General features: G+C 41.9%; 21 protein-coding genes. 14 read left to right on the top strand and 7 right to left on the bottom strand.

Going from position 1 to position 20,037, the window contains the following annotated elements:
* Positions 1-4: 4 nt before the first annotated feature.
* Positions 5-1,720 (top strand): HAD family hydrolase, encoded by a 1,716-nt coding sequence (locus ACOQOE_RS07445; RefSeq protein ID WP_231867947.1) that lies wholly within the window; start codon positions 5-7, stop codon positions 1,718-1,720.
* Positions 1,721-1,731: 11 nt separating this feature from the next.
* Here ACOQOE_RS07445 and ACOQOE_RS07440 read toward each other — a convergent pair whose 3' ends face one another.
* Positions 1,732-2,070: a DUF2956 domain-containing protein gene (locus ACOQOE_RS07440; protein WP_420555352.1), complete on the bottom strand. Its 339-nt coding sequence runs from the start codon at positions 2,068-2,070 to the stop codon at positions 1,732-1,734.
* Between the two features lie 153 nt (positions 2,071-2,223).
* Here ACOQOE_RS07440 and ACOQOE_RS07435 point away from each other — a divergent pair, with 153 nt between their 5' ends.
* The 3 genes from ACOQOE_RS07435 (at position 2,224) to ACOQOE_RS07425 (ending at position 5,322) form a co-directional block, all read left to right on the top strand.
* Positions 2,224-3,153 carry a DUF808 domain-containing protein gene (locus ACOQOE_RS07435; protein ID WP_420555351.1) on the top strand — a complete coding sequence of 310 codons (930 nt, stop codon included), beginning with the start codon at positions 2,224-2,226 and terminating at the stop codon, positions 3,151-3,153.
* Positions 3,154-3,337: 184 nt separating this feature from the next.
* Positions 3,338-4,768 carry a magnesium transporter gene (gene mgtE / locus ACOQOE_RS07430; protein WP_420555350.1) on the top strand — a complete coding sequence of 477 codons (1,431 nt, stop codon included), beginning with the start codon at positions 3,338-3,340 and terminating at the stop codon, positions 4,766-4,768.
* Positions 4,769-4,974: 206 nt separating this feature from the next.
* Positions 4,975-5,322, top strand: coding sequence for a hypothetical protein (locus ACOQOE_RS07425; RefSeq protein ID WP_420555349.1), 348 nt, complete (start codon positions 4,975-4,977; stop codon positions 5,320-5,322).
* Between the two features lie 183 nt (positions 5,323-5,505).
* On the opposite strand, the gene ACOQOE_RS07420 is transcribed toward ACOQOE_RS07425, so the two are convergent.
* On the bottom strand, positions 5,506-7,110 hold the full coding sequence (locus ACOQOE_RS07420) for an ABC-F family ATPase (RefSeq protein ID WP_420555348.1): 1,605 nt from the start codon (positions 7,108-7,110) through the stop codon (positions 5,506-5,508).
* Between the two features lie 556 nt (positions 7,111-7,666).
* On the opposite strand from ACOQOE_RS07420, the gene ACOQOE_RS07415 reads away from it, so the two are divergent.
* The 4 genes from ACOQOE_RS07415 (at position 7,667) to ACOQOE_RS07400 (ending at position 12,732) form a co-directional block, all read left to right on the top strand.
* A complete protein-coding gene (locus ACOQOE_RS07415; protein ID WP_420555347.1) occupies positions 7,667-8,815 on the top strand; it encodes a Na/Pi symporter in 1,149 nt (382 codons plus the stop codon).
* A gap of 14 nt (positions 8,816-8,829) precedes the next feature.
* Positions 8,830-9,054 carry a hypothetical protein gene (locus ACOQOE_RS07410; protein WP_067864508.1) on the top strand — a complete coding sequence of 75 codons (225 nt, stop codon included), beginning with the start codon at positions 8,830-8,832 and terminating at the stop codon, positions 9,052-9,054.
* Positions 9,055-9,229: 175 nt separating this feature from the next.
* The gene (locus tag ACOQOE_RS07405) at positions 9,230-10,270 is read left to right on the top strand and encodes an IS481 family transposase (RefSeq protein WP_420553798.1); all 1,041 of its coding nucleotides are present in this window, start codon (positions 9,230-9,232) and stop codon (positions 10,268-10,270) included.
* A gap of 416 nt (positions 10,271-10,686) precedes the next feature.
* Positions 10,687-12,732 carry a methyl-accepting chemotaxis protein gene (locus ACOQOE_RS07400; RefSeq protein ID WP_420555346.1) on the top strand — a complete coding sequence of 682 codons (2,046 nt, stop codon included), beginning with the start codon at positions 10,687-10,689 and terminating at the stop codon, positions 12,730-12,732.
* Positions 12,733-12,798: 66 nt separating this feature from the next.
* On the opposite strand, the gene ACOQOE_RS07395 is transcribed toward ACOQOE_RS07400, so the two are convergent.
* The 4 genes from ACOQOE_RS07395 to ACOQOE_RS07380 all read right to left on the bottom strand — a co-directional run bounded on the left by ACOQOE_RS07395 (position 12,799) and on the right by ACOQOE_RS07380 (position 15,324).
* Positions 12,799-13,362 carry a hypothetical protein gene (locus ACOQOE_RS07395; protein ID WP_420555345.1) on the bottom strand — a complete coding sequence of 188 codons (564 nt, stop codon included), beginning with the start codon at positions 13,360-13,362 and terminating at the stop codon, positions 12,799-12,801.
* Positions 13,363-13,401: 39 nt separating this feature from the next.
* Positions 13,402-14,238 (bottom strand): 23S rRNA (adenine(2030)-N(6))-methyltransferase RlmJ, encoded by an 837-nt coding sequence (locus tag ACOQOE_RS07390; RefSeq protein WP_420555344.1) that lies wholly within the window; start codon positions 14,236-14,238, stop codon positions 13,402-13,404.
* 329 nt (positions 14,239-14,567) lie between these two features.
* A complete protein-coding gene (locus ACOQOE_RS07385) occupies positions 14,568-15,002 on the bottom strand; it encodes a helix-turn-helix domain-containing protein (protein ID WP_067864495.1) in 435 nt (144 codons plus the stop codon).
* 10 nt (positions 15,003-15,012) lie between these two features.
* Positions 15,013-15,324 carry a type II toxin-antitoxin system HigB family toxin gene (locus ACOQOE_RS07380; protein ID WP_067864492.1) on the bottom strand — a complete coding sequence of 104 codons (312 nt, stop codon included), beginning with the start codon at positions 15,322-15,324 and terminating at the stop codon, positions 15,013-15,015.
* A 240-nt stretch (positions 15,325-15,564) separates the two neighbouring features.
* Between ACOQOE_RS07380 and ACOQOE_RS07375 the strand changes: the two genes are divergently transcribed.
* The 5 genes from ACOQOE_RS07375 (at position 15,565) to ACOQOE_RS07355 (ending at position 18,034) form a co-directional block, all read left to right on the top strand.
* Positions 15,565-15,765 (top strand): hypothetical protein, encoded by a 201-nt coding sequence (locus ACOQOE_RS07375; protein WP_067864489.1) that lies wholly within the window; start codon positions 15,565-15,567, stop codon positions 15,763-15,765.
* Positions 15,765-16,532: a transposase gene (locus ACOQOE_RS07370; RefSeq protein WP_067864486.1), complete on the top strand. Its 768-nt coding sequence runs from the start codon at positions 15,765-15,767 to the stop codon at positions 16,530-16,532. The genes ACOQOE_RS07375 and ACOQOE_RS07370 overlap by 1 nt, the downstream gene beginning before the upstream one ends.
* Positions 16,533-16,921: 389 nt before the next feature.
* The gene (locus ACOQOE_RS07365) at positions 16,922-17,161 is read left to right on the top strand and encodes a hypothetical protein (RefSeq protein ID WP_067864483.1); all 240 of its coding nucleotides are present in this window, start codon (positions 16,922-16,924) and stop codon (positions 17,159-17,161) included.
* A 43-nt stretch (positions 17,162-17,204) separates the two neighbouring features.
* Positions 17,205-17,612, top strand: coding sequence for a hypothetical protein (locus ACOQOE_RS07360; RefSeq protein WP_067864480.1), 408 nt, complete (start codon positions 17,205-17,207; stop codon positions 17,610-17,612).
* A gap of 47 nt (positions 17,613-17,659) precedes the next feature.
* Complete coding sequence (locus ACOQOE_RS07355) at positions 17,660-18,034, top strand: hypothetical protein (protein ID WP_067864476.1); 375 nt, start codon at positions 17,660-17,662, stop codon at positions 18,032-18,034.
* Positions 18,035-18,220: 186 nt separating this feature from the next.
* On the opposite strand, the gene ACOQOE_RS07350 is transcribed toward ACOQOE_RS07355, so the two are convergent.
* Positions 18,221-18,982: an HPP family protein gene (locus tag ACOQOE_RS07350; protein ID WP_067864473.1), complete on the bottom strand. Its 762-nt coding sequence runs from the start codon at positions 18,980-18,982 to the stop codon at positions 18,221-18,223.
* Positions 18,983-19,171: 189 nt separating this feature from the next.
* On the opposite strand from ACOQOE_RS07350, the gene ACOQOE_RS07345 reads away from it, so the two are divergent.
* Complete coding sequence (locus tag ACOQOE_RS07345; RefSeq protein WP_420555343.1) at positions 19,172-20,023, top strand: LysR family transcriptional regulator; 852 nt, start codon at positions 19,172-19,174, stop codon at positions 20,021-20,023.
* Positions 20,024-20,037: the final 14 nt, after the last annotated feature.

Here is a 20,037-nt window from a genome sequence, read left to right as displayed (position 1 = left end):
CGGTGTGCCGAATACAACACAGGCCCCTATTGAAAACAGCGTTCTACTCCCCTGCCCGAAACTGATGTTATTCGACTGGCACGGTACGCTAGTTGATACTCACCAAGCGATGTATCAAGCTATTGAAGAGATGCTAGCTCAACTTGATGAGTTGGACTTAGTACGTCACCTCCTTCCTGAAGAAGATGCCAAAACAGAAGATGATGAAAAGCTGATCCGTTATATACGAATCTATCGTCATCTCCATCCCCGTGTATTAGCTGAACAGCGCATCTCTAGAACAGACGTTTTCGATGCCATATTTGGTGATAATGATGAAGCCAACCAGATCGCTCACAAAGCCTATAACGATTGCTACCGTCATCACTATGGCAGCGTAAAACCGTTCCAAGATGGAATGTACGAATATCTCATCTATCTTAAAAAACTTGGGATAAAAATTGGGGTCGTTACCAACCGTAGTCGTGAATTTCTCGACCCTGAACTGGAAATGGTTGAAGATGGCCGCTGGCAAGATCTCTTCGATGTAACCTTATGCGGCGATGAGATGCAGCGCTACAAGCCTGCGCCGGATGCTATGCTACAAGCCGCAAAACAGCTTAATTTAAAGGCTGATGAGCACTTATGGTATGTAGGGGATAGCGTCACCGATATGATGACCGCGACTAAAGCCGGCGTCACTCGTATTTTCTATAACGGCGCACTCTGGGCACCCCATTGGTTTGAGCAGGTTTTTGCCGAGCACGCCCACCATCGCTACGATCCCGATATTATTATTGATGATTTTGATGAACTACTCGATCTAGTGTTAGCTAGTAAGAAAACCGAGCTATCTCCAGTGCTACTTTCTGAACGCCCTGCTCGATTACCGCCCCGCCAACCTAAAGCGGAACACAAAGAACCTGACTGGCACCCTGCGGTTGCAAAACTGACCTACCCTAAAGTGATCCTCTTTGATTGGCATGCCACACTGGTGGATACCTTAGATGCGATGTACCACGCCGTAGATGATATGTTGAAAGAGTTAAAAGAGCTGGGGTTATTAGAGCACCTTGTTGATACCGCTAAGTGCAAATCCCCTGATGATCAACGCCTCGTCGAATATGTCCGTGATAATTTAAGCCTTCACCCGAAAATAAAGATCGACCGTAAAATATCCCGTACTGATATTTTTGAGATTCTCTTTGCTGATAACCATGTGGCAAAAACCTTAGCTCACAAGGGCTTCACAGAGCATTACCGTAAATACTATGGAACCGCCCTTCCCTTTGAAGCTAAAGTAAAAAACATGCTCGAAGGGTTGCGTAAATTAGGCCTTATTGTTGGTGTTATCACCAATAGAGATCGTGAATTTTTTGTCCATGAACTCAACACCGTCGATGGCGGTTGGGCCCATCTATTTGATACCGAGATCTGTGGCGATGATACGGTTGAGCGTAAACCCCACACCGACCAAATACTAAAAGCAGCCGAGAACTTAAATATCCCCCTCGGCGCCGACATTTGGTATGTAGGCGACAGCACCACTGACGTGATTGCCGCCAAATCAGCGGGGATTACTAGTGTGTTTTTTAACGGTGCCCAATGGGATCTACCTTGGTTAAATAAGATTTTCCCCGGTACTGAACGTTACCCCTACAAACCTGATGTCGTTGTAAATGACTTCTCTGAATTTTGGGCTTTAGTGCTCTCATGTCGAAAAAACAGACCAAGAAACTAATGAGTCGTTGGCTATGCCACCAGATAAATATACGCAATAAACGCCACCCAACTCAGGAGTAAAAGCGCCCAAGGGAGTTTGCTTTGACGATAGATAACGTCTGGTGTAAGAGCGCTATCGTCCGCTTGCTGCGCAGTCAGGCTGCTCGCTTTTTCATTCAACTTACGTTTCTGTTTATCTAAAGCGCGCGCTTTTTCCTTATTGCGTTTTTTATACTCCTCAATCCCTTTTTGAATACCTTGGGCAATCAACTTGGTTTGCTCTTTCGTCTGCCCCGGTTTTTGTGTCGCCTTCGCCACTTGCATCGCTTCAGCAACCACTTCATCCGATACCTTTAATTTCTTCGCCATACATGCTCCTAAGATTTGGCATCTATTATCACTGTAAGTAAGATTGAATAACAGGCTCGCCTCTAAACCTGATCAACGACGAGTCAGAGCATATTCATATAAACTCGTTATACTACTCGCTCCTAAATCAACAGTTTATCAAGGATATATAACATGGCTGGCTCCAGCTTTTTCGCGCTAATTGATGATATTGCAACCCTGCTGGATGACGTAGCGAGTATGACCAAGGTCGCCGCACGTAAAACCGCAGGCGTATTAGGTGATGATTTAGCCCTAAATGCTGAGCAAGTCTCCGGTGTTAAAGCTGATAGAGAGCTACCGGTGATTTGGGCGGTTGCTAAAGGCTCTTTGCTGAATAAAATGATTCTTGTGCCTGCTGCTCTAGCCATTAGTTACTTTATTCCATGGCTTATTACGCCCCTATTAATGCTTGGCGGATTGTTTTTATGCTTTGAAGGGTTTGAGAAAGTATTCCACGCCCTATTCCACTCGAAAGAATCAAAAGAAGCCCATCATAAAGAACTTAAATCGGCGATTGAAAATAAAGATGTAGATATTGTTGAATTTGAGAAACAGAAAATAAAAGGCGCTATTAGAACTGATTTTATCTTATCCGCAGAGATAATCGTTATTACTTTAGGCACAGTGGCGGGCGCTGCACTGCTCACCCAACTCTCAGTATTAATTGGTCTTTCTTTTATTATTACCGTAGGTGTATATGGCATAGTGGCAGGCATTGTTCGATTAGATGATATAGGGCTATATCTTATTCGTAATCCTGATAGCAGTCCCTTTCAGAAAGCCTTAGGTCGAGGAATCTTATCCGCTGCGCCAAAACTGATGAAAGCGCTTTCAATTATCGGCACGATCGCCATGTTTATGGTGGGTGGTGGAATACTTGTTCATGGTTTACCTTTCTTGCATCATTTTATTGAGCAGGTAACGGACGGTTCCGGCGCTATATTCATGGTCATTGTCTCCACGCTACTAGAGGCATTAAGTGGTGTAATTGCTGGAGGAATTGTCCTTTTAATTATTCAAGCGATAAAAGCGGTTCTTCCCGTTAAGCAAGCGGCGGAATAGACTTTTTAGAATCGGATAAACCTTTTTTATTGCTTCATGCAATAATTAAGGCGCGTAACGAACCCCAATACAACCAGTTTGTCGCTCTCCGATATACCACCGTAATAAGCATCTATCGCCTGTAACAATTTGTAAATATAGTGTGTAAATATAATGGTTAAATATCTCTAGCTGGAGCAAGCTGTTGTCTGATTTCCACACACAACATTTATCACAATCGATTCAACGTATTCAGTTACTTATCAATCGCAAAGAGGTAATTGAAGCTTGGCTACATAGCCAAAATAAACAGCCTAAACATTCTCTTGTGGAATCTCTGACCCATAGACAGCACTTAACCGAGCTTGGCCAGCTCATTAATCGGTTACACCCTGCAGATACCGCTCTACTCCTTGAATCTATTCCACCAGAACAGCGCCCTTTGATCTGGCATTTAATTGATGAAGAGAAAGCAGGTGCGGTGCTGCTTGAGCTGTCTGATTCAGTAAAGCATGAGCTCATTAACCACTCAGATGCTCGGATTCTAACCGCCGCAGCCCAGCATCTAGAAAGTGATGAGATCGCCGACTTGGTGCAAGAACTCCCGAAGGAGATCGCTCCCGATTTACTCTTCTCTCTACCCAGGGAAGAGCGTGATCGTGTCCGCTCAGCGATGAGTTTTCCTGAAGAGTGCGTTGGCGCTTGGATGGAGTTTGATATACCCGTTGTACGTGATGATATATCACTCGATGTCGTACTAAGGTTTTTCCGACGCCAAGGGTCTTTGCCTGATAACTCAGGCCAGATTATGGTCGTGGATGATTATGGGCATCTAAAAGGAACCCTCGCATTAGAGGATCTATTAACCCATAGTGGCGACCTACCTATAGCGGATGTGCTCGACGATAAGCCCATTACGTTTCACACTAATAGCTCTGCCGAAGAGGCTGCTAGGAGCTTTGAACGCTACGAGTTAACTGTGGCACCGGTTGTCAACGCCCATAATAAGTTAGTGGGTGTTCTACGTGTAACCGCATTGATGGATTTAATAGCGGAGCAGGCCCATAAAAAACTACTCCTTAATGCGGGTTTGAATAAAGAGGAAAACCTATTTGATCCTATATCAAAGTCCGCAAAAAACCGCTGGCCTTGGATCGCCCTGAATCTTTTAATTGTCTTTATTGCTTCACGTATTATTGATCAGTTTGAAACTGTAATTACCCAAGTCGTCGCACTGGCGGCACTACTGCCGATCACCGCTAATATTGGTGGTAATGCAGGGAATCAAGTCGTTGCGTTAGTCATACGAGGTTTAGCTACAAAACAACTAAACGCAAGCAACACGCTACAACTACTAAGAAAAGAGCTTTCCATCTCCCTTATGAATGGCCTTATATGGGGTTGCATTACCGCTTTTATTACCTATCTTCTCTATAGCAATATTTACCTTTCTTTAGTCATGATGCTCGCTATGTTAAGCACTATGTTGTTTGCCTCCCTTATCGGAGTAGCGATCCCCATTGCATTAAAACGTCTTGGACAAGATCCCGCCTTAGGTAGCAGCGTTATCATCACCGGTACCACCGATACATTAGGCTTTTTAATATTCTTAGGACTGGCCGCTGTGATTTTATAAACCCTTCGCACCTTTTCGGCCAAGCCCCCTTTCCGAGCGAATAAATAGACTTAGCTAATAAAACAAACGTCCTACAGAGCTAAGGGTAAATTAAGACTTTTTCTTATATTTGCCATCGCTAATTAACCGTATGATTGGGCATATTCTGATAACTCAATATTTAGCTGTTATTGATAACCTTTTCTCTACAAGGAATGTAGAACGTTATGTCTAGCGCATCCTTAAAACTCATTAAAGATTTAGATGATTTTAAATTCATCTATTACTGGGCTTGCCCTCACAGCGGCCAAGTCAGCCCTAACCTACCAACCTTACTGCATGCAAGTGAATGGTTAGTTGAATACCAAGCTAAAAAATATCAAAACACTGAGCGACGAAAATCGACAACGGATCGTCGTAGACGAGCTTATAAATCCAGCTCACCCAGCATGGAACTTATCTATTCAAGACGTATTAATCCAGAAGGTCGGCGCGTAACCGATAAACTTCCTACCGTTGACTTAGATATGACACCCGATAAATGCAGAGAAGCAAGGGATCAGTTTATAAATTAACGCTGATAAAACTGAGAGATCTCATCTCTGGTAAAAATAGCGCATAAAAAAACTGAACCCTGTGAATAGATAGAATCAACCTTAAATAAGCGGTCCCACTATCGTCAAAAACAGCTGTTCAGCTTTATTTTAATAAGGAGGCAATCTAATGACCTCCTTCAACAATGCCCCTAGTCGTTGTGACTAAGCCACCTTACTAGCTTTCTCTTGATCCGTTAGATACTCATCATAAGTACCTTGGAAGTCGATGACTTTATGATCTTTAATTTCAATAATACGGGTAGCAAGTGAAGATACAAATTCACGGTCATGGCTAACAAAGATGATCGTACCATCGTAATTGGCTAAGCCATTATTCAACGCTTCGATAGATTCCATATCTAAATGGTTGGTTGGCTCATCTAAGATCAAAACGTTTGTATCTGACATCATCAGTTTGCCAAACAATAGACGGTTTTTCTCACCACCTGAACATACCTTTGCTTTTTTGTTGGCATCATCTGCAGTGAAGAGCAAACGCCCCAACATACCACGTACCGCTAAATCATCATGTTTAGGTGTCCGCCATTGCGACATCCACTCAAACAAGGTCAGATCATTATCAAACTCATCGCTACTGTCTTGTGGGCAGTAACCAATTTCTGCATTTTCTGCCCATTTTATTTCGCCATGGTTCACGTTGAGTTCGTTAAGCAAGCAACGTAAGAATGTGGTTTTACCCACACCGTTCTCGCCTATAACGGCTAACTTCGCGCCAGCTTCAAGAATCATATGGCCGCCAGAAAATAAGACTTCACCATCAAATCCATGAGAGAGATCTTCGATAACCAGCGCTTGGCGATGCAGTTTTTGGTGCTGCTTCATCGTAATATAAGGTGCTACACGACTAGATGGTTTAACTTCATCTAGTTTTATTTTCTCCATCCGCTTAGCACGGGATGTTGCCTGTTTAGCTTTAGATGCATTGGCAGAGAAGCGATTTACAAACTGCTGAAGATCATCTATTTCAGCCGCTTTCTTTGCATTGTCTGCATGAAGCTGTTCACGAATAAGCGTAGACGCTGCAACAAAATCCTCGTAGTTACCAGGAAAGATACGCAGCTCACCATAATCAATATCTGCCATATGAGTGCAAACTGAATTCAAGAAATGACGGTCATGAGAGATGATAATCATTGTACATTTACGCTGATTTAATACTTCTTCAAGCCAGGTAATCGTATGAATATCCAAGTTGTTGGTCGGCTCATCTAATAACAAAATATCAGGATTCGCGAATAACGCCTGCGCCAAAAGAACACGCAGTTTCCAACCGGGAGCAACTTGGCTCATTAGGCCCCAGTGCAACTCTTCTGCTATACCCGCAGAAAGAAGGATTTCACCCGCACGACTCTCAGCGGTATAACCATCCATTTCAGCAAACTCACCTTCAAGATGGGCGACCTTCATACCATCTTCTTCAGACATCTCAGGCAAAGAATAGATACGATCACGCTCTTGTTTAACCTTCCATAGCGGCGCATCACCCATAATTACAGCATCAATAACACTGTACTCTTCAAAAGCGAACTGATCTTGACTTAAGATACCCACGGTATAACCCGGTGTAATGGATACATTACCGGATGTTGGCACCAGCTCCCCACTTAGGATTTTCATAAATGTTGATTTTCCGCAGCCGTTCGCACCGATTAGGCCATAGCGATTGCCATTACCAAATTTGGCTGAAATGTTTTCGAACAAAGGCTTAGAGCCAAACTGCATGGTGATGTTTGCGGTAGAAATCAAAAGAGAGGTACCTAAGAGATAAAAAAAAGAACACAGGCCCCTACAAAAGGCCTAAATATGGGAGGCGCACTATAACGATTTATGCTTGAAATGTCGAGGTGAATCGTACAAGAAACACACAATTACGCATATAAAAACAGCTAACGGCCTCCCCTTTTATTAAAGGTTGATTCTGTCATATTTGGGAAAATAGAATCACGCTGTGACGTTTTAAGTTAAAGAAACATGAATGATAAATTCACTGAATCGCCTATATCTTTTATCGGCGTTATAAAGCGTTAGATGACTGGGGCATTAGTGTAGGGATACCGTATGTAGCCAATACAGTACTACAAACCGCTAGATTAACCCTAGGTCTCCATAGACAAGTTTTACTCAATCTGCACTCATCGCGCTTTACTTCCCTTTAGGCAACAGCTCAATATCTATAAACACGCCCCTTTCATCTCGCGCCATTTTTTTGGAAAGCGTTCCTCTTAACTTATCGTTAGTCATATTTTTGCAAAGATCCAGAGCTACTATCCATGTGCATCTCAACTATTAGGTAGAACCCCACATGGAAAACAATCAAGCGGTACTTCCCAAGCAAAGCGAGTATCACAACTATCTTCAATGGATAATGGTTAGCTTTTTAGTCTATTTATTGATCTGTGCTGTTGGCATGATTGGTAGTGGATTTAAAATGGCTTCAGCCGGTCATGCGAGTGAATTATTTTCTTTCGCTAGTAACCCTTTTGCAGGGCTTGTCGTTGGCATTATAGCCACAGCCTTAATTCAGTCATCGTCTACCGTCTCCTCCATTATTGTGGGGCTTGTGGCTGGCGGTCTTCCTGTAGAGCTTGCGGTTCCTATGATTATGGGAGCCAACGTAGGTACATCTATCACGAACACGATCGTCTCCCTTGGTCACGTCCGTGCGAAAGAGGAATTCAAGCGCGCTTTTTCAGCCGCAACCGTACACGACTTCTTTAATTTACTGTCTGTAATGATTTTCTTACCATTGGAAATCGCCTTTGGTCTTTTAGAGAAAATAGGCAGTTGGTTATCAAGCCTATTTTACGGTTCTGGTGACTCATCGATTAAGAGCTTTAACTTTATAAAAACAGCAACGGCCCCAGTCGTCAATACAGTCAAAGATGTAACCCATTCTTTCGGCGATCAACTTGGCGGTATTGCGTTGATATTAATTGGTATTGGTCTCATCTTTATTGCCATTACCATGGTCGGTAAGTTGTTGAAAAAACTGATGGTAGGCAAAGCTAAAAATATTATGCACACAGCGATTGGTCGTGGACCTTTATCGGGTATTGCATCAGGTACTTTAGTCACTATTTTTGTCCAATCATCGTCTACAACCACATCCTTAATGGTGCCACTTGCAGGCTCTGGCGCATTCAAACTGAAGGACATCTATCCATTCACGTTGGGCGCAAATATTGGTACTTGTGTGACAGCCGTACTTGCAGCCACCGCTGTGACAGGTAACGCACAAGCGGCATTACAAATCGCCTTTATTCATCTTGTTTATAATATTCTAGGTGTCGTGCTAATTTATGGCCTACCACTACTGAGAAACATACCGGTTAAATGTGCAGATGCATTAGGTGGAATAGCGGCTGAAAATAAACTTGCCGCTCTAGGTTATATTTTAGGCGTGTTCTTTGTCGCCCCAGCCCTTTGTTTGGGCATTAGCAGCCAACTTTAATTAAGGGGAATCCTATGAGCAATTTACAAATATTGTCCACTGAGAGACTAAACAAATTAATCGATGAAACACAGCTAACACTACAAGAGTTAAAGCAAGAAGTGATTCGTCGTGAACATCTAAAACAAGAGCATGAGATCAAAGATTTAGAGCATCACATGAGCAGTGCGGAGTTCAATTTGAACAGCATTAAGAATTTTTTTGCTTATCTTCTTGAAGAATCCAAAAAGAATAAATAAATACAAAGAAAGAATAATAAAAAACCAATTTCCGAGATGGGAATTGGTTTTTTTTTGTTTTACATCCCTAAAATGAATTAGCTCAGACTAGATCTGACACATCATCTTGAAAAAGAGAGAGTTACCCGTTTTGATAAAGGTGTCGAATCTTAAATCAAAACAAAAGGTAACTCTCATGATCCATACTAACAATCCAATCATTAAACACAAAGCTGGCTTGCTGAATTTGGCAGAAGAGCTTGGGAATGTGTCCAAAGCATGCAAAGTCATGGGCGTATCACGAGATACGTTTTATCGTTATCAGGAACTTGTTGAAGAAGGTGGTATCGATAGCCTGATCAACAAAAGCCGTAGAGCACCGAATCCCAAGAACAGAGTGGATGAAGCAACAGAACAAGCTGTCGTTGCTTATGCCATTGAACAACCCGCTCATGGTCAGCACCGTACCAGTAATGAACTACGTAAGTCGGGTGTCTTTGTATCAGGTAGTGGCGTCCGTTCAATTTGGGTTCGACATAATCTTGAGAACTTTAAAAAGAGACTGAAAGCTTTAGAAGATAAAGTTGCTAACGACGGCATCATCCTGAGCGATGCTCAGGTTGCAGCGCTTGAGAAAAAGAAATCTGATGATGAAGCATGCGGTGAAATTGAGACGATACACCCAGGTTATCTGGGGTCTCAGGACACCTTTTACGTAGGTAACCTGAAAGGCGTTGGCCGTATATACCAACAGACCTTTGTGGATACTTACAGCAAAATCGCTTTCTGTAAGCTCTATACCACTAAAACACCGATTACTGCTGCAGATACACTCAACGATAAGGTATTACCGTTCTTTGAAGAACAGGAGCTTCCTATGCTGCGTATTCTTACAGACCGAGGAACTGAATACTGTGGTCGGGTCGATCAGCATGATTACCAGCTTTATCTTGCTATAAACGATATTGATCACACCAAAACTAAAGCGATGTCCCCACAAACAAATGGTATATGTGAACGCTTTCATAAAACGATCTTGAATGAGTTCTATCAAGTAACTTTCCGTAAAAAGCTCTACGAATCACTTGAGGAACTACAAAAAGATCTGGACGGCTGGATGGAATACTACAACAATGAACGAACTCATCAGGGCAAGGTATGTTGCGGTAGAACGCCAATGGAAACGTTGCTTGATGGTAAACGGGTCTGGGCCGAGAAGAATTTAGCCCAGATCTAAACTGACAGACACCAGATAAAAAACGGGTAACTGTCAGATCAAGTCTGAGCTACTACACCTAAAAAATAATAAGCTTAGCCCGCCACCAACCTAAGCCCTCGCGTATTTTTCTAAAGTCTTCGCGTATTTTTCTAGTGTGCAACCTACCAAGGTTTATTATCTTAAATATCGAGGTACAGCCGCACCAAAAGCCTTCCTTTGACGAGACTTTCACAAGAGTTTAACTCATCTCGAATTAGCAAACTTCACTAGACCGAACCTACAGAAACTTATCAATATTTATTCTTTTAGGTCAAATAAGCAGAACTTAAGTATCAACTATATGATTTTACTGATTTTAATATTGCTTTTCATAATCTAGTTCAGTAGTTTCGGTATATCATAAAAAAAGTTCATCACTTTAGGTTGTCTTTAAAATGCCCTCATTTTTCCGTGATTCCTCTATAGTTAAACAGCTTACCTACATAATGCTAGTCATCGTTGTAGTTATATTTACAACATTAAACGTATTTATAAACCGTGAAGTTGATAATGCTTTCATGGAAACCGTTGAGCGATCAGTCGAGCAGCAGGTGAATCACCTCTCTCATAATATTGATTTTTTTAATGAAACCTTGCGCCAACAAACCGCTGAACTTGGCTCAGCTTTTATCAGTATGTTCCCCGGTAAAATCACTACAGATGACTTTCTTAAAGACTATGTAGGTCAATACGAAGTGCCTCTATTGGTAAATAATGGAGAGGTTATTAGCAACGACTTCAGCAAAGCTGACCAATTTAGCGAACTGACCGGTGCTACTGCGACTATATTCATGCGTGTCGGTGATGAATTTCTGAGAGTGAGCACCTCTCTTCGTACGGCTGATGGAAAACGCGCTATAGGCACTATGCTCGATAAGACTCACCCAGGATATAAACAACTTATTAGCGGCGATGAATATATAGGCCCTGCATATATTTTCGGCCGTCACTACATGACGAAGTATGTCCCCTTTAAAAATGAGAATGGCGACGTAGTGGGTCTTTTTTATGTCGGTTTAGATTACACCTCACATTTAGACGCTCTTAAAGAATCGATTACTCAACTTAATATTGGTAAAAAAGGTTACGTTTACATTGTTAATCTAGAAGAAGGCGAACACTTTGGTGAGCTAGTTTTACATCCGAACAATAAAGTAAACAAAATATCTGAGATCTCTGAACATGGTAGTGAACTGCTAGAGATCATAAAAAATCACCCAAGTGGTACACGACAGTTCTCAGTAAAAGCCCCTGATGGAACAGTACACAATCAATTGGTCGCTTTTACACAAAACACACAGTGGAATTGGGGCATGGTTGTTCAAAGTGACACCGCCGAGTTAACTCAAGCTAAAGACAGTTTACTGATAGAAATGACCGTTATCTCGGTTATAAGCGCCATTGTGATCACCCTACTTCTACTTATTACCTTACGTACTCGTCTTCAACCTATCGCTCAAATATGCAATTACATGCAGGCGATTGGTAAAGGGGATCTAACCACTGTTATCAGTACAGATATGGGTTCCGAAAATAGTCAAAATGAGATCCACTTACTCAGCCGCAGCGCCAAAGCTACCGTTGCTGGTTTACGTAATGTTACTCGGCAATTAAACAACACTATGCTGACAATAACGACACACTTAAATACAGTGTCAGGTGGTATCACCCGTTTAAATGGGGATTTAGATCGCCAGCAACAAGAAACAGAGATGGTCGCCTCCGCTATATCTGAAATGACTTCCACCTCTGAAGAGGTCGCAAGTAATGCAGCCTCTGCTGCCCAACAAACACAGCTAGCCAATAACGAAGCTAAAAATGGTGACCAGTTAGTACAACAGGTCGTTAGCTCAATCGAAAGCATCTCTAGCGAGGTGAATGAACTTACCGGCATGATTGAGCAAGTTGAGTCTAACAGTAACGCAATCGGTACAGTGATGGATGTGATTCAAAATATAGCCGAACAAACCAATTTACTGGCCCTAAATGCGGCGATTGAAGCAGCACGAGCAGGAGATGCTGGACGAGGTTTCTCTGTTGTTGCTGATGAAGTGCGTAACCTTGCCCAGCAAACCGCCAACTCCACTACCGAGATCAGAGAGATGATCGAGCGTCTGCAAGGCAACACCCGCAATGCTGTAGAGCGAATGGAGCTAAGCAACGATAAAGTTAAGTGCAGTGTGGATATGACCTCTCAAGCTGGGGAAGCACTGACCGCTATTACCGCCTCCGTTACCAATATTTCAGATTCGAGTATGCAGATTGCATCGGCCGCTGAAGAGCAAACTGCCGTGAGTGAAGATATCAGTCGCAACGTTGAAAATATTAGTAACATCGCTATGGAAACCGCTCAATCAAGTCAACAGATGGCCAATGCGATCTACGAATTAGATAACGCGGGTAAAGAACTACGGCGTGTTGTGAATCTGTTTAAAACCTAATCAATTACTGAAATCAGCAACCTACACGCCTAAAGGACTGTAGGTTGCTCTGAACCCTATAGCGCTTTAATCCCAAGTTATACGGCCAGCGCACAGCATACAGCCTTTCTCAAAGCTATCTTCAAGATCACCGGTCTGTACCGTTTCACATGTTTCACAGCGACCGGGAGGACGATGCTCCTCTAAACAGCCTAAACATAACCACTGTTCATCAAACTCAAACACCGTGTCATGGCTTTTACAACAGATATGGCACACAGCCTGTGCACCTTTATAATGTTTAGCAAGCTCCTCTCCATACACTTTCGGCTCATTCTGTTTCACTACCTCAGTATAAGTAAAAGTATGTGAACAACTAAGACAGTGCTGATACTTAGCTCCATCATAGGCACTCATAGTGCCACACTGACAAAGCATACGTACAAAACGCACCCGTGTTCGACACAGCAGACAGTGACTAAAATAGATGGGCGCAAAGCCTTGTTCTTCGACCGCTGCATGATAACCACATTGGGGACAATCAATTAGCTTGGCCCCATGATCAAGGTGAGCTTGTAACTCTGAGGTCAACGCATCAAACTGACTTTTCAGCGCAGGGTCAGTTCTAGAGCAGGCATCTGATACAGACAAAACCGTTTCCTTATATAAATAAGATCGAACTTGCTCAAGCTACTCTTCGACTAACTGATCACACTGGAAAATCAGCTCGTCCGTTTCACCTAAAGTCCGCGCTAACTTCGGTAATAACTTGGTCATTTTATCAAAGAGTCCCCAAGGTGGATTCACTACAATCATGCCCGATGAGGTCATGCCATGCTCATCCGAATCAGGTGAAACACCTAGCTCAAAGCACTGGATATTTTTAATCCCACTGCGGATAAACTTGTTCTTCATCTTATTAATCGTTGCCCGATCAACCACCGGATACCAGAGAGCATAAGTTCCTGTAGCAAACTTTTTATGTGCCTTTACTATAGCTTTAACCACCTCATCATATTCAGTTTTAACCTCATAGGATGGATCAATTAAAATAAAGCCTCGACGACTTGCAGGCGGCATAAGTGCATCCATCCCTTTTAAGCCGTCACTACAGGTCACCTTAATCTTTCGCTGTCGACTGGTATTCAGACAGAGATATTGGAAATCTTCTGGATGTAACTCAAACAGCCAAGCACGATCTTGTGGTCGTAAAAAGTATTTCGCTAACAAGGGCGAACCTGGATAAAGATTACTCTTGCCCGCTTCGTTATAAGATTTAATCACCTTAAAATAGCTCGCAAGTTCTGGATAATCCACTTGCTTCAGTTTACCGATACCATTCACATGCTCCTCTAATTTACGGGCATGTGCCGATTTAAAGTTAAAAAGCCCTGCCCCAGAATGGGTATCAATATATTCAAAGGGTTTATCTTTTTTAGTCAGATGTTCTAACACCTCAACCGCAACAATATGCTTGAGAATGTCGGCAAAGTTACCTGCATGAAAGGAGTGTCTATAACTTAGCAAAGGAATATCTCTTTAGATGATAAGCAGAGAAGAGTCACTGCTGAATAGCACTATTTTACTTGGAAAGCAGAAAACACAAAACGGTTTATCGCAATATAAAAACAATAAGTCATTAAAGTACACACAAAGCCCTATGCACTGTTCCCATCACTTCAGTAAGAAAGCCATTTTAACGACCGCACTCCAGAAGCCACATTTTTTCAGTGTGAAACAATAAAAATACAGAACGTATGGATTGAAAGCCTAAACTACTCACTGCACGACGACAGACAACCCTTTTTCTTTTCTAAGAGCGCCTGTCCCTGCTTATTTTCCTGCTTATTTCTTTCTTAACTACCAAAAAACATAGCGGGTCGAACACCAAATCGTGCAGATAGCTTTTCAATTGCCTGACGGCTCAGCACTCGCTTCCCATTCAATACTTTCGAAACCATTGTTTTATCGCCCACTTCTGGAAGGTCACTTCCTGTCAGGTGATGCTGACTCATCAAAGTTCGGAGTAATGCAATATCCATTGGTATTGCTTCAGCTTCTTCGATAAAAGCGACTAACTCTTCATCCTCAGCTTCATAACGTTCAATAGCGTGACTGAGCATGTCTATCAGAGGGTTCATAGGATCATCTGGAGTATCACTAGCGGTTTCCATTACCTGCTCCAAAGTTTCCAGTGCTGTTTCGTACTGCTCATCTGAACCAATGTTAATAAAAGGCTGAGCAGTTGACATAAATGCCTGGTATGCATCAACAATGGCTAACTGTGCCATAACATCACCTCTAATCTTTATCTTTCATATATTTCTTGGTTAGTTTGTCATAACCCGCATGATTCACTATATGTTTGATATACATACGCTTATTCAAAAACTGGATAAATGCAATCACTCGGAGGTTATTCCCTCCTACATCCAGTACCCACCATTTATCTTTGTATTTAAAGTTATCCAACGATGGAAAAACTGCCATCAACTCTTCTGGGTTATGAAAATCCGTTTTATGTAGCACCTTGAACATATCCATCAAAGCATCGCGGTCATTGGGATATTTCCTTGCCGCATCATTGAAGGGCTTTTTTGAGATTACATTCATTACCTATTCCTTGTTGACTACATGTCAACTATAGCTCCAATGTTGACTAAAAGTCAACTTTGAGCCTTTTCGCTGTTGGATGCGTATTGTGATATACTGCTTTTAGGTCCTTAATCGTAACGTGGGTGTAGATCTATGGACAATTATTCAGGACAGGCACCCTTGAATTGACAATACCCTCTCTCAACCCTAAGACCAAAACCACGCTTTTTTTCACAACATCGATAAAAGGATTTACCGATGACACGCCCCAGAAAGGAACTCGTATCTGTTGAAGATACTCCCTATTACCATGTTGTATCTCGCTGTGTTCGCCGCTCGTTTTTATGTGGTGTTGACCACTCTACCGGTAAAGACTATGAGTATCGCCGCCAATGGATCGAAGACCGATACGTATTTTATCTTTTCTGTTCTCAATCGATATCTGCGCTTATGCAGTGATGTCGAACCATCTTCATATCGTATTCAAACTCTGCCCTACTGAAGCTGAAAGCTGGTCTGATACTAAAGTGACCGAACGATGGTTGAGCCTATTCAAAGGTCCGTTACTGATTCAACAATGGCACGCGGGCGAGCCTCTTTGTAAAGCACAGCTCGATGTAGTAAGCGATATGATAGAAGTCTACCGGAAGCGTTTATCCAGCCTAAGCTGGTTTATGAAGTGCCTCAACGAACCTATTGCCCGCCAAGCCAATCAAGAAGATAAATGCACTGGCCACTTCTGGGAATCCCGATATAAATCTCAAGCGTTATTAACCGAAGAAGCACTGCTCTCCTGTATGGCTTATGTCGACCTTAACCCCGTACGAGCTGGCATGGCTGCCACGCCAGAAGAATCCAATCACACAAGTATTAAAAAGCGCATAAAGCCACAGTTCGACTTAACAACGGCTATCGAATCTCAGAAATCATTACTTGCATTGCAGCAGTTTAAATCGCCAGTGAAACCTTTAGCGCAGTTTGAAGGCAATATCCGAAATGAAGATCAGCAAGGGATTCTATTTAGTCTTGAGGACTACCTAGCCTTAGTTGATATGACAGGCCGCATACTGCGTGATGACAAACGCGGTGTAATATCCGCACACCTACCACCCATATTAGAAAGACTCGAAATAAACCCAGAAGAATGGCTAAATAGCGCTAGTCAGTTTGAAATGCTGTACCACAAAAAATTCGCACGTAGACGACGAACAACAAACGCAGCCTAAAACTGCCTGCTCCTATTTCAATTAAAAAAGGAATCGGTTTATTAACTGAGGATTACCGCTATCTGGGAAATGGGGTTCCAGCATTTTTTCAGTGTGAAACAATAAAAATACAGGACGTATGGATTGAAAGCCTAAACTACTCACTGCACGACGACAGACAATCCCTTTTCTTTTCTAAAAGCGCCTGTCCCTGCTTATTCCTGTTCCTACAACCGTTGCAAGAAACCCTTTTAACAGCCTGCGCTCCAGAAGTAATTGCTACAGCACATTGCGCTTTAATCTATAGAAAAACGGCCGATTATAGATCATTTTCTCACATGGCCAAGAAAGAGACCTGTCTATATCTAAGTGGTAAAGTAGTGGATATAGCAATTAGATGAAGCTCAATAATGGATAAATTACAGCGTGCAATCGACCTTATCGAGCAGGATGAATGGGATCAAGCTCACAACTTAGTGCAAGATGGTAATAATAAATATTACTACCTTATACACGGCCTACTACATAGAATTGAAGGTGATATTTCAAATGCTCAATACTGGTATAACAGAGCGAGCGAACCTCTACCAGACAACACAATCAATGCTGAAACGCATCGGATAAAAACGCTCATTAAGCATCTTGCCTAAGCCAACAGCTAAATTTTAACGTTATAAACAAATAGGGATATTTGTGAACCTTATCGATAAATTTTCATTACAAAAACATGAGGGTAAATACGAAAACCGCCCGTTAAAATCGTTGTTATATTACAACGGTCAAGCACTAGGTATAAAAGTCCCCGGCTATGTTATTGATAAACAGTTTGAATTTACCCAGTACTTTCTTCTATTTTTAAGTTGGGATTGCCCTTTTGAGGAGGGTTGTGAAATCATAGTGCTAAATAAACAACATAGAAGGGTTGCTCACTATAGCTTTAACGCAGCCTACAAAAGCTACCATTTACAAGACGTTATAGAACTATCAAACAATCACTATAAATTAATATTTAATACTGTTGATAGCTTTGAACTCACAATTAATTACCCAAAAAAACATCTGTTTAGTAAAGTTATTAACCTGAGTAAAATTGATCAGTAGGCCCAATTAAAAAAGGACAAATACCACCAGTATTTCAGCTTATTATTATGAAATTAATCGCAAAACTAGCCGACAAACAAGAAGCTATCTCCATTAAATACCGACTAGAAGGCTTAGGTATACCGATCTTTATCGGCAGTGAGAATACAGGGCCAACATCTGGAATGCCCCCTTTTGCTGACAGCTACACCATATGGGCAGAGATTGATTCTCAAGGTCAATGTGCATTTAAAGCCTTAGAAGATGACACTTATACACCGATTAAACCGATAAATATTGCTGAATACAGACAATTTATCGAAGAAACTAAACAAGAGCGCCGCAACTCTTTCAGTCGCTTCAATAATCATATTATGACCGTCATCGTTTTAGCTGGCGCTAGTTATTTTGCTTACCGACTATACCTTGCCCTAAGCGCATAAAGCTCGAAGCTAAACCTTCTAACCCTATAATCCTTCAACGGCTCCAGCGTTTACAATAATCTCACGTATATTCTTCTCGGCCAAAGGTTGGCCTCCTACACTATCGGCTCCTGTAGGAGTTCACCCCGTGAACGAAGAGCTAAGGGCTATGCGTGAATATTTAGCTAAGTTTAGTAAATACAGGTATTACCCTCCACGCTTAATCCGTATAGGCAACCGACGCACCTTACTAGGTAAACGTGATATAAAACTTTTCTGACGGGCTTTGGCACGTTCTCTAGACGCGTTATAAATATGCATAAGTTCTTCTGCACTGGCATCAATAAAAATATCTTCTTTTTCTAACACTCCATACAAATCTTCAAGTTCAAACCAGTGTTTTTCATGTTTATCATGCAGTACAGCCGTATTGAGAAACGATGGATAGCGCCGCCAATAAAAGCTGTTATTAATAACGAAAGCCAGTATCAACATAGCCAGCAGATTAAACAGTAATGGATAGAGTAAAAACTCATAACCCATTGCATGTATGCTTTCCCCCCCTATCACGCAAGATAACGCGGTTGATCCTCCCGGCGGATGCAGGCAGCGTAAGTAATGCATAACAATAATAGACACCCCAACTGCAATAGCTCCCACCATCAAGGAAGCCCCAAACGCCTGATAACAAGCAATACCAATACATGCCGAAATAAAATGTCCCGTAAAAAAAGGCCATGGCTGAGAGAACGCGCCATGGGGAACAGCAAATAATAAAACTGCACTAGCCCCAATTGAAGATACCACCATAAAGGAATCGGGTAGTGATAAAAATAAACTGGAAAAATAGAACACACTTAATAACGCAATAAAGGCGGTCATTCCAGAGATAAAACGTTCTATATGTGATGTTTTATTCGTTTCAATACCAATGAATCGAGCGGTGTTACGACAGAAAGATATGAACATATGGACGGTAGCGCCTTACAAAATATCAGCTATGTACAACAAAAAGGTAAACCTAAATATGTCTATTAAAGAGCAATATTTTCTATGCTTACCTAGCAAGGGCGCCATTCTAATGATTACAATAGCAGCATGTATAACGAATTTAAATGAGGTTTAAGTGCAATAATATTGCATTTAAAATTAATAACGATGGACATTGAACAGGCTAGAACATTTCTAGAAATTATTCATGCGGGTACTTTTGCACGTGCCGCTGAACGCCTACATGTTACTCAAACAACCGTTACCGCACGAATTAAAGCACTAGAAGCTGCATTAAATTACACACTATTTATTCGTAATAGAGCGGGAGCAAAACTAACTAAGCAAGGAGAGTCATTTGTAAAGCCTGCTAAAAACATGATCAAAGCGTGGGAGCAAGCTAAGCAGATCGCTGGCAATATCGAGTCCCCCACCCAATCTAGATTCAAGGTTGGTGGCGAGATAAGTTTATGGAATCCTATTTTGAGCGACTGGATTATCGCACTTGATGACGCCTTGCCACACTTGATGATTCATAGCCAAGTCAGTACAACCGATATTCTTTACTCCGCCCTTCAAAAGCAAGAGTTGGATGGAATTATTGTTCATAGCCCTCGTTACTTACCAGGCTTAGTGGTGGAGCAAATCGCTGAAGAAAAACTAATACATGTTGCGTCTAGTCAGCAACAAGTTCCCGATTTATTTATCGACTGGGGTGAAGAGTTCTCCCTGCAGTTTGATCGCTGTGTGCCCTTTAACCGGCGCTCAGCAATGCAGTTTTCCCTTGGACCTATGGCTTTAAAGTACCTTTTAGCAAAAGGGGGAAACGGCTACTTCCGCACAAGAGTGGTGGATAGGTATTTAAAAGATAAACAGTTAATCAAAGTAAATGGGGCCACTGAATTCACTTACCCCATCTATCTTGTGTATCACACAAATAGTCACTTACCTGATGAGTTTAAACAGGCCAAAGAGATCCTATTAGACAGCCTAAACTCATATTCAAGCTGGTCACTTTAGTCCTATTCTATTAT

This window comes from Neptuniibacter marinus, from assembly GCF_965223595.1.
Lineage (GTDB): Bacteria > Pseudomonadota > Gammaproteobacteria > Pseudomonadales > Balneatricaceae > Neptuniibacter > Neptuniibacter marinus.
Note: the sequence above shows the minus strand (reverse complement) of the source record. Positions and strands in the feature narration are given on the sequence as shown.